This is a genomic window from Oceanotoga teriensis, assembly GCF_003148465.1.
Lineage (GTDB): Bacteria > Thermotogota > Thermotogae > Petrotogales > Petrotogaceae > Oceanotoga > Oceanotoga teriensis.
Genome location: NZ_QGGI01000011.1, coordinates 54,822 through 71,026, shown reverse-complemented (window position 1 = coordinate 71,026; position 16,205 = coordinate 54,822). Strand labels below are relative to the sequence as shown.

At 25.2% G+C, this 16,205-nt stretch carries 16 protein-coding genes; 1 reads left to right on the top strand and 15 read right to left on the bottom strand.

Annotated features, from left to right (window positions below; translation table 11 throughout):
* Position 1: 1 nt before the first annotated feature.
* The 7 genes from C7380_RS08540 to C7380_RS08510 are packed head-to-tail and all read right to left on the bottom strand — an operon-like array spanning position 2 to position 5,715.
* Complete coding sequence (locus C7380_RS08540; protein ID WP_109605085.1) at positions 2-406, bottom strand: DUF2177 family protein; 405 nt, start codon at positions 404-406, stop codon at positions 2-4.
* 39 nt (positions 407-445) lie between these two features.
* The gene (locus C7380_RS08535; RefSeq protein WP_109605109.1) at positions 446-1,192 is read right to left on the bottom strand and encodes an ABC transporter permease; all 747 of its coding nucleotides are present in this window, start codon (positions 1,190-1,192) and stop codon (positions 446-448) included.
* Positions 1,189-1,905, bottom strand: a complete 717-nt coding sequence (locus C7380_RS08530; RefSeq protein ID WP_109605084.1) for an ABC transporter ATP-binding protein — start codon at positions 1,903-1,905, stop codon at positions 1,189-1,191. Before C7380_RS08530 ends, C7380_RS08535 begins: the two co-directional genes overlap by 4 nt.
* Before the next feature lie 4 nt (positions 1,906-1,909).
* Positions 1,910-2,836: an ABC transporter substrate-binding protein gene (locus C7380_RS08525; protein WP_109605083.1), complete on the bottom strand. Its 927-nt coding sequence runs from the start codon at positions 2,834-2,836 to the stop codon at positions 1,910-1,912.
* A 3-nt stretch (positions 2,837-2,839) separates the two neighbouring features.
* Positions 2,840-3,418: a UbiX family flavin prenyltransferase gene (locus C7380_RS08520; protein ID WP_109605082.1), complete on the bottom strand. Its 579-nt coding sequence runs from the start codon at positions 3,416-3,418 to the stop codon at positions 2,840-2,842.
* Positions 3,419-3,434: 16 nt separating this feature from the next.
* Positions 3,435-4,289, bottom strand: coding sequence for a UbiA-like polyprenyltransferase (locus C7380_RS08515; protein WP_109605081.1), 855 nt, complete (start codon positions 4,287-4,289; stop codon positions 3,435-3,437).
* Complete coding sequence (locus C7380_RS08510) at positions 4,276-5,715, bottom strand: menaquinone biosynthesis decarboxylase (RefSeq protein WP_109605080.1); 1,440 nt, start codon at positions 5,713-5,715, stop codon at positions 4,276-4,278. The genes C7380_RS08515 and C7380_RS08510 overlap by 14 nt, the downstream gene beginning before the upstream one ends.
* A gap of 234 nt (positions 5,716-5,949) precedes the next feature.
* Here C7380_RS08510 and C7380_RS08505 point away from each other — a divergent pair, with 234 nt between their 5' ends.
* Positions 5,950-6,576, top strand: coding sequence for a CatB-related O-acetyltransferase (locus C7380_RS08505; RefSeq protein WP_109605079.1), 627 nt, complete (start codon positions 5,950-5,952; stop codon positions 6,574-6,576).
* A 41-nt stretch (positions 6,577-6,617) separates the two neighbouring features.
* On the opposite strand, the gene C7380_RS08500 is transcribed toward C7380_RS08505, so the two are convergent.
* The 8 genes from C7380_RS08500 to C7380_RS08465 form a co-directional block, all read right to left on the bottom strand.
* A complete protein-coding gene (locus tag C7380_RS08500) occupies positions 6,618-7,397 on the bottom strand; it encodes a hypothetical protein (protein WP_109605078.1) in 780 nt (259 codons plus the stop codon).
* A 26-nt stretch (positions 7,398-7,423) separates the two neighbouring features.
* Positions 7,424-9,109 (bottom strand): M3 family oligoendopeptidase, encoded by a 1,686-nt coding sequence (locus tag C7380_RS08495; RefSeq protein WP_109605077.1) that lies wholly within the window; start codon positions 9,107-9,109, stop codon positions 7,424-7,426.
* Positions 9,110-9,132: 23 nt separating this feature from the next.
* Positions 9,133-9,594, bottom strand: coding sequence for a methylated-DNA--[protein]-cysteine S-methyltransferase (locus C7380_RS08490; RefSeq protein ID WP_109605076.1), 462 nt, complete (start codon positions 9,592-9,594; stop codon positions 9,133-9,135).
* A gap of 15 nt (positions 9,595-9,609) precedes the next feature.
* On the bottom strand, positions 9,610-11,646 hold the full coding sequence (locus C7380_RS08485; protein ID WP_109605075.1) for a cache domain-containing protein: 2,037 nt from the start codon (positions 11,644-11,646) through the stop codon (positions 9,610-9,612).
* A 114-nt stretch (positions 11,647-11,760) separates the two neighbouring features.
* Complete coding sequence (locus C7380_RS08480) at positions 11,761-12,684, bottom strand: DUF5692 family protein (protein ID WP_109605074.1); 924 nt, start codon at positions 12,682-12,684, stop codon at positions 11,761-11,763.
* Between the two features lie 18 nt (positions 12,685-12,702).
* Positions 12,703-13,470: a hypothetical protein gene (locus tag C7380_RS08475; RefSeq protein ID WP_109605073.1), complete on the bottom strand. Its 768-nt coding sequence runs from the start codon at positions 13,468-13,470 to the stop codon at positions 12,703-12,705.
* Positions 13,471-13,495: 25 nt separating this feature from the next.
* Entirely contained in the window at positions 13,496-14,662 is a 1,167-nt protein-coding gene (locus tag C7380_RS08470; RefSeq protein WP_109605072.1) for a flavin reductase family protein, read from the bottom strand.
* Positions 14,662-16,194, bottom strand: a complete 1,533-nt coding sequence (locus tag C7380_RS08465) for a phytoene desaturase family protein (RefSeq protein ID WP_109605071.1) — start codon at positions 16,192-16,194, stop codon at positions 14,662-14,664. Before C7380_RS08465 ends, C7380_RS08470 begins: the two co-directional genes overlap by 1 nt.
* Positions 16,195-16,205 lie beyond the last annotated feature (11 nt).

Genomic DNA, 16,205 nt, shown 5'->3' with positions numbered 1-16,205 from the left:
ATTATTTATTAAAAAAATTTATTATTAGATAACTTATTCCAGAGGTTAATGAAGATAGAATACTTCCCCAAATAATATCTATTATAGTTATAGACATAGGCCATTGTTTTATAGTTGCAAGATTAGTTAAATCATATGTTGAATAAGTTATAAATCCAAATATTCCTCCAACTAAAAAGGCATAAAGAACACTTTGCTTTTCAATCGCTGGATTGAGAACAAAAAATTGAATTCCAATTATAAATATAATATAAAAAATAATTGCAGCTATCCAATTAAAATTATCTTTAATTATATATCCAAGATACTTATTATAGATATTTTTTGCAATTAATCCAAGCCAAAGAATATCTATGATAAAAAATACAATAAAAGAGATAACATAATTCCTTATAATATTCCACATAAAATCCCCTCCCAAATTATTATGTTACAAATATTATATTTATTTATTCCATGGACATAATAAAAATTCAAAAAAATCTAAAAGAATGAATAAAAATAGTCCCAAAAAACTTAAAATAACTATTCCACTATACATTTCAATATAATTATACCTCATCCAAGAATCCATTATATAATAACCCATTCCATGTTCTGTTCCAAATGTTTCAGTAAAAAAAAGAACTGAAATCGTAGTTCCAACTGCTATTCTTAAAGCTGTAAGAACTTTTGATATTGTTGCAGGAAAAACTATATCTGTAAAAAAATCTATTTTTTTAGCCCCTAAAGATATAAATGTATCATAAATACCATTTTCTATTGATTTTACTCCATCTCTTGAAGCAAGTATTATTTGAAATATTATTATTAATACTATCATCAAGATTTTAGAAAGGTTTCCCAAACCAAATAATAGCATTATAATTGGTAATAAAGCTATTTTAGGAACAGGATATGTAAGATATACAATAGGTGAGAGTATTTTATCTATTCTATCATAAAATCCCATTAAAATCCCCAAAGGATATCCAATAATTAGAGCAAATAATATCCCCGTGACTATTCTAAATAAACTATAATTTATATGAATAAAAATATCTATTATATTTTTACTAAAAATATATATAATAACTTTATGAGGGTATGGAATTATAGGTTTATTTATAATAAAAGATAATAAATACCATAATCCAAGTACTATAAATGTAGCATATAATATTTTAAAAATATTTTTTTTTATATACTTCATATACTCAAATCCTTTTTTATATTTTTTATACATTTATAATAATCTTCATTGTAAAACTCAAATCTTTTTTGAAAGAAATCATTATCTATTTTTTTATATAAATTTCCTTCTTCTGTAATTATATATATTTTTTGTGATAGATATAAAGCTTCTTCAACACTATGAGTTACTATTAATGTTGTAACTGGGTTATTATTCCATATTTTTAAAAAATTATCTTGAATATTATCTCTTGTTATGGCATCTAAAGCTGAAAATGGTTCATCCATTAAAAGAAGTTGAGGTTTTAAAACAAAAGATCTCGCTATTGCAACTCTTTGTTTTTGACCACCGCTCAATTTTTTTGGATATTTGTTTAATATATCTTCAATCCCAATCAAATTTGAAATTTTATGTATTAAATCATCATTTTTTTTCCGCTTTATCTTCAAAGATATTTTTATATTTTCATAGACAGTTTTCCAAGGTAAAAGTCCATAATCTTGTGGTATTAACCCTATTATGTTTTTTTTAGGGTTTATTTTTTCGTCATTTATTTTAATTTGACCGGTATAATCTTTTATTATACCGGCCAATATTTTTAAAAATGTTGTTTTTCCAGCTCCAGAAGGACCTATTATAGAAATAATCTCTCCATTTTTTACAGATATATTGATATTTTTCAAAATATTTCTTTCATTATAAGAAAAATTTAATCCTTCTATATTAAGCATAAAATTACCTCACAAATGTTGTATTTACTATTTCTTCGTATTTAAATTCTTTACTTATAAGTCCTTTTTCATATAACCATTTTACAACTTCTTCAACATCTTTTTTTGTCGGTGCTTTTGCTTCATTATAATCAGGTAAAATGAGAGTATCTTTTATAAGTTCTGGAAATCCTGCCTTTTCTATAAGAATATCCGCATAATCAACTTTATCATGTGTTTTTAAATAATCAACAGCTCTATTATAAGCTTTATACATATTTTTTATTTCTTTCGTTTTATCATTTATAGATTTGCTGGTAAAAATTAAAACTCCTGGATTTATATTTAAATTATTTGAACTATTTAAAAGCTTAGAGCCATTATTCATGGCAACTGTTGCTAAAGGTTCAGGAAGAGTTGCTGCTTGTATTTTTCCGTTTTGAAGCATTTCCAATCTTGTTGGTATTTTAGGTATGATGACTTTATTTATATCTTTTGGGTTTATATTTTCTTGTTCTAACATCATGTCCGTAGTATATTCTATTATTGTATTTTTAGAAATTGCTATATCTTTTCCTTTTAATTCTTTTATGTTATTTATATTAGAATCTTTATTGACCAATAATTTATAACTACCATTTGTCATAGATGTTATCATTATATCAAAACCATTATCATGTGCAAAAGCTTGTGCTAAAACATCTGAAATAGCTGCATCAAGATTATCACTTTGTAAAGCACTATCTCTATCAACAGGACTTTTAAAATACTCTATTTTTACATTTACATTCTCATCTTCAAAATATCCTTTTTCAGAGGCTATTATAAACGGTATAGAATCCACATCAGGTAAAACACCTATTATTAGTTGTTGTGGTTCTGATTTTTGACATGAAACAAGTGTAAATATCATCATTAAAACTACAAATAAATAAATAAAATATTTCTTCATTTTTTAATTTCCTCCATTCCATTTTTTAAAAATATCATTTTTTATACCTATACTTTTAATAATTCTACCAATGGAATTATTTATTATATCTTCTATTTTTTGAGGTTTATCATAAAAAGATGGCATAGGGGGTACTATATTAACTCCAACTTTACTTAATTTAAGCATATTTTCAATATGAATAGAACTCAAAGGACTTTCTCTTGGGACTAAGGTTATTTTCCTTTTTTCTTTTAAACAAACATCTGCACATCTACATAAAAGATTATCAGAGATTCCATTGGACACTTTTGCAAGTGTTCCCATAGAACAAGGTACAATTATCATAGCATCAATATCAAAGGATCCACTTGCAATTGGAGCAAATAAATTTTTATTATTCCAAAAATTTATTTTACCAATTTCTTCATACTTTTGAATAAGATGATGTATATCAGTTTCAAGTTCATATTTAATAACTTCTTCAGCTGTTTGAGTTGTTATAATATGAACCTCATTTTGGAGTTTTAAAAGTTCTTCTATAATTCTATGTGCATAAATACTTCCACTGGCACCTGTTATTCCTATAATAATTTTTTTCATGTCATTCTCTCCAGTATTAAAAAAATATATCTATTGAAGTAAAAATTAAGAATAAAACACTCACTATTTGGTTTATACTATAAGAGGCTATTTTCATACTCTTTAAATCTTTTGGTGAAACCATTTTATGTTCAATAAAAAGTAATATCGATATTATTATCAATCCTATTAAATAAAATATTCCCATGTTCATAATATAGTATAATAAGAAAAGAATTCCTATTGAAAAAATATGCATTAAACTCGATATAATTAAAGATCCTTTTATTCCAAAAAAGACTGGTATAGAATGTAATTTATTTTCTTTATCAAAGTTGTAATCTTGTGTTGCATATATGATATCAAAACCTCCGACCCAAGCTGTAACAACTGCTCCAAGTAAAATCGGAACAATATCTATCGTTCCTTTAACTGCAATCCATGCTCCAACTGGAGCTCCACCGCAAGCTATTCCGAGTATTATATGGCATAACCAAGTAAATCTTTTAGTATATGAATAAATTACGAATATTGCTATTGCTAAAGGAGATAAATATAAACATAATGGATTGAGCATATACGCAGATATTTCCATTATAACAAAACAAAAGATTACTATTAATAAAGCTTCTCTTTTTTTTACTTTGCCTTTTGGTATATGTCTATCTTTAGTTCTTGGATTTTTTTTATCTATTTCAGCATCTATTATTCTATTAAGAGCATTTGCACCATTTCTTGCACCAAAAAGAGCTATTACAATCCATAAAAAAACATCGAAATTTGGTAATCCATTCGCAGCCCAAAACATAGAAATTAATGCAAATGGCAGAGAGAAAAGTGTATGAGAAAACATGACTAATTCTCCATATGTTTTTAATTTACTCAATACCATATTCGTTCCACCTATTATCTACAAGATTCTTTATTTCATCTTTCATGATTATATCATTCGGCCATTCTCTGGAATGTCCTTCTTCTTTCCATTTTTTAGTAGCATCTATTCCTAATTTATTACCAAAATGTGGTAAATTAGATGCATGATCTAAAGCATCTAAAGGGCCATTAACAATTTCTAAGTCTCTCTTTGCATCTATATTATTAAATACTTTCCAAGCAACTGTAGATAAATCTTGAGGGTTTACATCTTTATCTACTACTATTATCATTTTTGTATACATCATCTGTCCCATACCCCAAAGTGCATGCATAACTTTTTTTGCATGACCAGGATATTTTTTATCTATTGATACTATCACACAATTATGAAAAACTCCTTCTAATGGAAAATTCATATCTATTATTTCTGGAACATACATCTTCATTAAAGGTAAAAATATTCTTTCAGTTGCTTTACCGAGATAACAATCTTCCATTGGAGGTTTACCAACAACAGTTGCTGGATATATTGGATTCTTTTTTCTAGTTATTTTTTCAACATGAAATACAGGATACATATCAGCTAAAGAATAATATCCTGTATGATCCCCAAAAGGACCTTCGAGTTTAAGTTCATCTATATTTACATATCCTTCGAGGATAAATTCAGCATTTGCTGGAACATATATATCATTCGTGATGGCTTTTACAAGCTCTACAGGTTTCTTTCTCAAAAATCCTGCGAATAACATTTCATCTATCTCTTTTGGTAAAGGTGCTGTAGCTGAATATATAACTGCTGGATCACATCCAAGTGCAACATTTACAGGCATTTTTTTCCCTATTTTTTTATATTTTTCATATATAGATCTCCCATCTTTGTGTAAATGCCAATGCATACCCGTAGTATTTTTATCATATACTTGAAGTCTGTACATACCCATATTTTGCATTCCTGTTTCTGGATCTTTTGTTATTACAAGAGGAAGTGTCATAAATCTCCCTCCATCTTCTGGCCAACATTTTAAAACTGGTAATGTATCTAAATCTGCATCTTCTATAATTTCTTGACAAGGAGCATGACTTATTTTTTTAGGAAATACTTTCAACATTCTTGTAAGTTTTGGAATAGATTTAATTTTGTTCATTAAACTTATATAACTTGAAACATCTAAAAGTTCTATTATATCATTTGCTATATCATCTATTTTTTCTACTTCTAATGCTAAATTCATTCTTTCATAAGTCCCAAAAGCATTTATTAAAACTGGATAATTAGAATTTTTCACATTTTCAAATAAAAGTGCAGGGCCATATTCTTTTGAAACTCTATCCACAATTTCAGTTATTTCAAGTTCACTATCAACTTCTACTTTAATTCTCCTGAGTTGTTCTTTCTTCTCCAAGGTATTTATAAAATCACCTAAATCTTTATATGCCATAAAAACACCCCATTTTATAAAATTTACTTTATCGATTATACCCTAATAAATTTTTATTTATAAGTCATTATTCTTAATTATTTATTAAACCAAATAAATTAAAAATATGTTATTATTTTTTTCAGGAGGGATTAAAATGTTAAATGATCAGAAAAAAACAGCCTAATATGGCTTCGTTCAAATTGAATTTTAATTTATAATATTAAGAACGAAGCCATATTAGGAGGAATAATTATGAAAAATAATGTTTTCGAACATTGGTCAAGAGGTTATATAATAAAAGATCATATAAGTAATAAAAATATAGAAGTTGGTGATTATACTTATTATTCAGGATATTATCATGAAAAACATTTTGAAGATTATTGTGTTAGATATTTATCTGATGATATTGAAAATGTTGATAAATTAAAGATAGGAAAGTTTTGTTCAATAGGTTCAGGAGCCACTTTTATAATGGCAGGTAATCAAGGCCACAGATTTGACTGGATAACTACTTATCCTTTCTTCTATACACCTGATTTAAATGAAAATTCTAGGGATGGTTGGCAAAAAAAAGGAGACACCATCGTTGGTAATGATGTTTGGATTGGCTCCGAGGTCATAATAATGCCTGGTATTAATATTGGAGATGGTGCTGTAATAGGTACAAGATCTGTTGTCACCAAAGATGTTGAACCTTATTCTATAGTTGCTGGAAATCCTGCAAAATTTATAAAAAAAAGATTTTCAGAAGAAGAAATATCTATGTTATTAGAAATAAAATGGTGGAATAAAGATATAGAAATCATAAAAAAATATATAAATATTCTTTGTTCTAACAAAATAAAGGAATTTTATAATATAATAAAAAATATTTAAATATATAAACAACCTGTTTTAATTATAAAACAGGTTGTTTTTTATATTAATTCTTCTATTTTTCTATTTCTTATTATAGACCAAAAAGAGGGATGTCTTCCGGAGTAACATTTAATATTTTTATTTTGTGAATATAAAAACCTATTTATTTTTTCTTGTGTAAGATCTTTTAATGTTGTTTTTTTTATTTTTTTATATTTATCTTTATTTATCAATGAATCTAAATATTTTTTATTTATAGAACTCTTTGCGCCTTCTTTCATATAAGGATCTTTTTTATGAGAACCTTTAGTACATAAATTTACTATTATATCTGGTTCGTAAATATTTAGCCTATTTATAAAATCACAATCATAATCTTCATATTCCCAAAGTTCAAGCCATAATCTATCTCTATATATATTTGTATCATAGCCAAGACTACATTGATATTGTATTGAATTCATAAGAATTATATTATAATTTTTATTTTCAAGATATTTTTTCATGCTCTCTATAAAATATTTTTGTAAATTTTCTCCGGTTTTTCCCATAGCAGGTGCTGGAAAATTCAATTTTTGAGAATTAAATTCTTCTACATGAGGACTTTCAAGTATTATAATTATTTTATTTTCTAATCTACGAATTTCTTCTTTTTTTATTTTTATATATTCTTTATTTCTTTCTCTCAACTCTTTTTCAAACCATAAATTATTATTTATATTATCAATTGGATTGAAACTTCCAACATAATTATCTTCACACTTTTCAAATCTTGAATTCTCTATATTTATATTAAAATATTTATTATTTTCATCTATAAATTTTTTAAGGGGTATCATGCAAAAAATTCCTCCAATTATTTAAATTAAAAATTAAATTTATCAAGTAAATTTTTTAAATTTTCAGCAATTTCTTTTATATTTTTTTCTTCGAAAGGAGTTTTTAAGTTTGAAGATTCTAAAAGATCTATATATTCTTTCTTAGCACCAAATTTATTTAATTTCATATAATCATCCCAACTTTTTTCAAAGTTTTCAAGAGATTTAAATAAAAATTGATATGAACATATCCTTGCCAAAGCATAATCTATATAATAAAAAGGTTTTCTATATATATGAAGTTGTTTCTGCCAATACCCTCCATCTTCAAGATATTTATTCCCTTCATAATTTTTATAAGGTGTATATTCTTTTTCTAATTCTCTCCATACTTTTCTTCTTTCTAATGCTGAAAGTTCAGGTTTTTTATATACTTCATGTTGAAATTCATCAACTGTACACATATAAGGTATACTGAATATAGTCTTTATTAAATGTAAATATTTTGCTTTTTCTGTTTCTTCATCATAAAAACTTTCCATCCATTTCCAAGTGAAAAATTCCATACTCATAGAATGAATTTCAGCAATTTCCATAGTTATTGATGAATTCAACAATAAATCAAAATTTCTTGTAATATATGCATTAAAAGCATGACCTGTTTCATGAGTTAAAACTTTTATATCATGATCTGTTCCATTGAAATTTGCAAATATAAAGGGCACTTTATATTCTGGTAAATATGTACAATATCCTCCAGTTGCTTTAGATTTTTTACTTTTTAAATCAAAAAGATTATATTCTTTCATCGTTCTAAAAAATTCTGAGGTTTCTTTAGAAAGATTATCATACATTAAAATTGATTTTTCGATCAATTTTTCATAATCATCTTTTGGATAAGGATTACCTCCTTGAAAATAATAGTTTAAATCATAATATTTGAAGTCTTGAATATTTATTCTGCTCTTTTGTTTTTCTATAAGATCTTGTGTTATAGGAACTATATACTTTTTTATTGCATTTCTAAATTTTTTTACCTCTTCTTCGCCATATCCTAATCTGCCCATTCTATTATATCCAACTTGTATAAAATTTTTATATCCTAACTTCTTAGCTATCTTTGTTCTTTTTTTTACGAGTTCATCGTATATAGAATCAAATTTTTCTATATTTTCATAAAAAAAGTTATATGTTGCATCCCAAGCTTTTTTTCTTTCATCTCTTTGTTCACAAGCCATAAATGGTGTCATTTGGGATATATTATATTTTTTATTTTCAAAATTTATTTTAGCAGATGCTGTTAATTTAACATATTCATTTGCTAATTTTTCTTCTTCTGTTAAATCTTCCATAATTTCTTCATTCATATTTTTATTACTTAGTTCAATTTTTTTAAATAATGTTTTTCCATAAAGATCTTCAAAACTTCTTCTATTTTTACTATTCAAAAGACTTTCATGAAATATTTTTAAATTGTTATCAAAAGTAGGTGTTTTTTCTATAAAATAATTTTTTTCTTTCTTATAAAATTCATCTTCAGTATTTATTGTATATCTTATATGACATAAACTACTCATAGTTATAAAAAATCTCTTTTTTAGTTCTATTTCTTTTAAGATCTTATTTTGTTTTTCAAACTGATGTTCTGAATTAAATTTTTCTATTAATTCTTTTAAATCTAAAAAAAAATCTTCATCTGGTCTAATATATTTCATATCTTCAAAATTTTTCATATAAACCTCCAATTTTAAAAGTTTTAAATTAATATTCCCTCTATTTTTAGAAGTTCTCTTTTTATATGCAGCCCACCGCCATAGCCCACTAATGAACCATCTTCACCTATTACTCTGTGACATGGAATTATTATAGATATCGGATTTCTATTATTGGCCATTCCAACAGCTCTATAAGCTTTTGGGTTGTTAATTTTTTCTGCTATATATTTATAAGATACTGTTTTTCCATAAGGTATTTTTTTTAATTCTTCCCAAACCTTATTTTGAAATACTGTCCCCTTTGTTTGTAATGGAATCTCAAAATTCCTTCTTTTTCCATTCATATATTCTTTAATTTGTTTATAAGTTTCTTTTATTAAATCTGTTTCTTTTTCTATATATTCAATATTCATTGGACCATATGATATATTAATTATTTTATTATTTTCTTCAAAAATATATAAATCATTTATATCATTGCGATATAAAAACATATTTACCATATAATATATCTCCTTTTAATTTAATTTGTCCCATAATTCTTTTATTTCTTTTTCATATTGTTTTAAAACTTTTAATATTTTTGGATCAAAATCTGAAGATTTTGTCCTCTGTGTACCATCAAATATTATTTTTAATGATTCTTCATGAGTATAAGCTTCTTTATATGGCCTTTTAGACCTTAAGGCATCATAAACATCTACTAAAGATACTATAGAAGCTTCTATTGGAATTTTTTCTCCTGAAATATTAAAAGGATAACCTCCACCTTTATATTTTTCATGATGATATAATGAAATATTTAAAGCCGTTTCAAAATGTTTATCACCTCCAAGTAATCTATATGAATATGAAGTATGTTTCTTCATTTCTTTCCATTCTTCTGATGTCAACTTACCAGGTTTTTTCAAAATTTCTTTACTTATATATATTTTACCTATATCATGTAATGGAGCAAAATCTTCTATTTCTTTGATTTTTTTTACATTTAATCCCATCTTTTGTGCTATAAAACCAGCCAATTTACCAACTCTTAAAATATGGTTCCCAGTTTCATCATCATAAGATTCTGCAAGATCCGCTAATTTTCTTGCAAAACTTAGGTATGAAGTATTTATTTCATCATTGTATTCTTGTATTGTTAAATATAATTGTATTAAACTTGCAAAATATTTTGAAAAATCAATAGATATTCTCGAAAATTCACTCTCTTTTTTGTCTGATGATATATCAAGTCCTATATTTCCATATAATTTATTTTTAGATTTTATAGGGATTATCAATGTTCTTCTATGAGGCTTTATAGCTTTGTTTATTATTTTTATAGTTTCTTCATCAAATTTATCTTCATATAATTTTAAAGATTCTATTTCTATTACCTCTTCATATAATTTTATTTTTTTAGAATTCAAATAAATTGAATTTAATAATTCTTTATCATGTCCAATGGTTTCTAAAAATTCAATTTTATCATTTTTTTTCAACAGAATTGCACCATAATCAAATTCAGTTATAAACTGTTCAAGTATATAAAAAATATTAAGAAAAAAATCTTCTACATTTTCATAATTTAAATACATAACTAATATTAAATTTTCAATTTTATTGATAAGTATATTTATTTCTGTATAAGATTGTTCAAGTTCTTCATTTATTGCATACATTTCTTCATTTGCAGATTTTAATTCTTCATTATTTTTTAAAAGTTTATTCTCATTTTCAATTAACTTTTCATTCAGCACACTATTTTCTTGATTTTTTACTTCTAAACTGTTTATTAAAAGATTTATATTATCTGCCATTTTATTTAATTTCATAGATATTAATTCTATTTCATCATTAGAATTTATATAAAAATCTGTTTCTAAATTTTTTTCAGAATAATTATTTATTTTCTCTAATAGAAGTTTTAAATTTTTTTGCTGCTTTTTATATACAATAAATATAATTATTATTAATAAAATTAAAAATAATAAAAGGTATATAGATTCAGATATGAACTGTTGATTTACTTTTTTTTGAAGATCATCTAAATATATTCCAGTTCCAAAAAACCAATTTAATTCTTTTATTATTCTTACATAAGAAAGTTTGTTTTCAATTTGTCCATTAGCTGGATTTTCCCAATAATATTCTAAATATCCTTCATCATGATTTTTTACTATATCTATAAATGATTTTATTAAGTATTTTCCATTTATATCTTGTGAATTTAAAAGATTATCTCCTTTTTCATATTTTGTAAAGGGTATTTCTACTTCTCCATTTAAATTTAAAGTAAATATATAATTGCTATCTTCATAATTAATATCCTGTATTAGATCATATAATCTCAATTTAGCTTCTTCATAAGTTATTATATCGTTTTTTACAAGATTTATATGGTATTCGAAAACATTATCAACTAAATCAACTAAATTTATTAATTCTCTTTTTCTTTCTTCATATGCCATGTTCATTATGCTAAAATAATTTGCAATTAAACTTATAATAGAATATGTCACTATTATTATTAAAATAATAAAAAAATATTTTAAAGTAGATTTGTTTTTCATAAATCACCTCACTTTTATACATAATAATATTTTAACAAATTTTTATAAAAATGAGTCAAAAATAAATATTTTTTAATAAAAAAAGGTAGAGATTTTAATTCTCTACCTTTTTGTTTAAAGTTTATTTTGTTTTAAATTCTTTTTATAAGATTTTAATTTCGTATATATCTCATTTTTGAATGGATTTAATTTATTATTTTTAATAGTATATATTTCATATATTAATACAGAAACATTCATGATCAATGATAATATACTTAGCAAGAGTAAAGCTTCTGGTTTATGAGATGATTTTACTGCAAAAATAGAGTTGCTGGCAAAGCTTGGAAAAGTTAATGTAAACATTGTATATATTGCTAAAGTTTGTGCTCTATGTTGAAGCCATATACCTTTTTTTACAAAAAATTCTGCAATTACACAAGATAAAATAAGTATAAACCCTGCATAAAAAGATCTATCAGATATTGCATTATAACAATATGATATATTCCAAATTCCATATGCTAAAATCCAAAACCATAATTGATCTGCCCAAACCATATCCTTTGATTTGTTTCTTGAAATTCTTATATATCCCCAACCTGTTATGGTTAATATATTTATTATTCCAGCAATTCCATTTATTATATTCCAAGGTCCCCCCAACATATATAAACCATTTTCTATAATTCCCGTTTTACTAAAACATTCAAAATCTCTATAAACTGCTTCCAATATATTTATTGATAATATAAGACCTGGAAAAAGTAGCATAAATTTATTATTTTCTAATTTTTTTATATATCTTAAAGCCATAAACCCTATTACTCCTATTAAAGCAGAATAAGTTTTAACCCATGCAAACCAGTATCCAGAAGATGTTCCCGCCCCAGCAGTCTTTGGCCATACAGTCATTGTTAATATTATAGGCATTATTATATATACAGATATTGATATCCATTTATTTCTTCTTGTTATTTCATTTATTAATATCAAACCCAATAATACTAATAAAGCAGCAATAAAAGAAGATAAATTTATTTTATCAAAAAAGAACATTTAATTCCCCCCCATCCTTTAAATCAAAACAGATAATAAAATTAGCGATACATTGATAATCATAAAAATCAATTGTGCCGAAGTATTTTGTGTTTTTTTAACAAAATATTCAAATTTTTCACTTTTCATTTTTTCTTCCCAATATTGTTTTTTAGCTATTTGAATAAAACCTGCGATAGTTAAAGAATTTGCTCTAAATATTAACCATAATCCTGGATTTCTTGTTATCAAAACTCCTATTAAAGGAGCAGTTAAAACTCCTAAATGAAACTTTGCAATAGAAGGACTAAATTCATTCGTAACAAAAAACCAATTCCATATTGTATAGGCAATCCACCAAAATACTGTTCCAATATCTGTTGGAAGATTTGCATCATAATATTTTCCAAACCATGTTCCTTTCATATAAAATATTGAAATTGCCAATATTAATCCAGTTATAAAATTAAAATATTTTTTTCTTTTTAAATCCGTAATTGTAGCTTCCAATATGTTGATAACCAAAAATATAATGACAATTTTCACATACAGTTGTCCATTTAAAAGATTTAAAGCAGCAAAAACAACCAGTATTCTCATGAGTAGAAGAGTAGAAAGTTTTAATTTTTCAAAAAATACTGTTTTTAATTTCAAAAGAACTATTATAGGTATTATGATATTGATTGGAATATTTGCCCAAATAGGATTATATGAGGTGAGCATAGATAAAGCAGTGAATATTCCAGTCATTATAATTAAAATTAAGTTAGAATTTATTCCCTTTTTTTCAAAACCAGAATTTGTCATTTTAATTCCCCCATTATTATATTATTTAGATGCATATTTCTATATCAGTTATAGGATAAGCTTTACAAGAGTGAATATATCCAAATTTTTCATCTGCATGTCTAAGTAAAACTCCTCTTGGCATAAATACTTTACCTTTTTTTAATTGAACTCTACAAAGACTGCATTCCCCACTTCTACAACATACATTTACTCTTATACCATTTTTCTCGAGAGTTGTTAATAATGAGTCTTTACTAAACGCTTCTATCTCTTTTTTATCATTTATTTTAATTTTAAAAGTTTCATTACCTGATAAATTTTTCGGCCATCCTGGTTCATTTTGAATATCTTGTCTACTTCCAAACATTTCTCTTCTGATCATACTTTTCTTTATATTCATTTTCTCTAATTCATTAACTACAAAATCGTTCATTATTTGTGGACCACATATATAATATGTTTTATTTTTTATATCTTTTATAAGATTTTTAATACATTTTTCATCTATAAATCCTTTCAATCCTTTGTATGTTTGTTTTGTTTCTGATAAAATAACAGAAAATTTAAAATTTGAATGTTTATTTTGTATTCTTTCCAATTCTTCTTTAAATAAAATATTATCTTCATCACGACAGCCATAAATCAAATGAATATTTCTATCCAATCCTGATTCTGTAACTTCTTTTATCATACTTATAAAAGGAGTAATACCACTTCCACCTGCTATATAAACATTATTTTTATTGTGAAAAGCAGGATTGAAATGAAATACTCCGGCTGGGCCATTAGCTTCAAATTCATCTCCAACTTTCACTTTATCTAAAAAATAATCTGAAACAAATCCATTTTGTATTCTTGCAACTGTAATTTCATAATATGCTCTTTGTTTATTTGAAGAACATATACTATATGGTCTACTTGTTCTAACTCCATCTATTTCAACAAATAAATTTATATATTGTCCACTTTGAAAAACTGGCAGATATTCATTTTTTGTTATCAATCTAAATGTTTTTGCATTTTCATTAATATTTCTTATTTCAGATACTATTAATTTTAAATTATCTCTATGCAATCTATTTATTGTTTTCTCTACCTTTCCTTTTTCAAGGCTATAATCATAACCAGTTTTTTTCAAAACTTTTATTTCATTTAAAGTTTCTTTTCCATTAGGCATCGTTCTTATTATCATTTCTTTTAAATCTGACATTATTTTTCAACTCCTTTAAGAATCTTATCCGCAACTGTGCTTCCATAAAGATAGTTTGGCCCAAATCCACATATATTTACCCAACCATTTGAAAAAGTTAAATTCTTTATATATTCTTCTCTTGGAAAGAAAAAAACACTTGATTTCAAATCTTGTTCAAATCCGTATATAGCACCTTGTGGATGTTTTAAATACCTCATATGGGTTAATGGAGTCGCAACTTCGAACTCTTCTATATGTGAACGAAATCCAGGATATTTTTTTTCTAAACGATCTATTATCATATTGCCCGCTTTATATTTAGTTTCATAATATTCTTCGGCAGATAGTTCCATCCATGCTTTTCCATATTTTAAAGTACCAGCTGTTATAACTGTAGTTCCTTCTGGAGAAACTTTTGGATCATCTACTGTATAACAGGTATTTATAAGCGGATCTATATCTGGCATTAATTTATATGCATTTTGAAATGATTCATTACAATCAAGATTTTCATAATTTAAATTAAAACTATCTGTAAATCCAATTTCTTTAGGTGTACAATCTAATCCAATAAAACATGTTAAAGCAGATATTCCAACTGTATAACTCTTTAAATATTCTTTAGCCTGTTTCACACTTTCTTCTGTTTTTATTAAATTAAAATACGTTTCTATCGGAGATATTCCTGATACAACAAAATCACATTTATACTCATTATCAAACTCATCTATCACTCCATAAGCTTTACCATTTTTTATAAGTATTTGTTTTGCTCCACAATTATATTTTATTTCTCCTCCATTATTTCTTATAGTATCAGCAAGAGCTTGTGAAATAACTTGTGATCCACCTCTAAGATAATATGGTTTATCTTCCATATAAATATAAGTACATCTTGCAAGTATTGAAAAAGGAAATCTATTAGGAGGCATTCCCATAAAACACCAATACGCATTCACACATAATTGTAATTCTACACTCTTGAAAAATTCGTCCAAAACTTCTTGAGTACTTTTTAATGCATATTTTGCAAGCGTCGGAAATTTTTTACTAAAAAATTGTTTTATCATTATTTTTTTTAATTTACTTGGTTCATTAACAGAATTAGCCTGCATTTCTGCAAATTTGTCAGTTTCTATACTAAAGTTATACACTGTATCAAAATAATTTGTAATATTTTCGGATTCATCAGGAAATTTTTCTTTTAATAATTTTTCAGCATCTTTCCTATTAGCTGGCAGAGATACTCCTTTTCCATCTGGAAAATTAACTTTAAACAATGATTCTATAGGAATCCACTCTATTTTGTCTTCTATTCCATATTCTTTAAAAAGTTCTCTTAATGGACCAGGTTTTTCTGAACTTCCCATAGAACTCAATTGATGAAGTGCAACCTCAAATTCAAATCTTCCCCTTCTAAAGCTTGTTCCACACCCTCCAGGTATATTATGTTTTTCTAATACTAAAACTTTCTTGCCATTTATTGCTAATTTAGTAGCAGTTGATAATCCACCATTTCCAGCACCTATAATGATTACATCATAGTTCATAAAATTCCCCC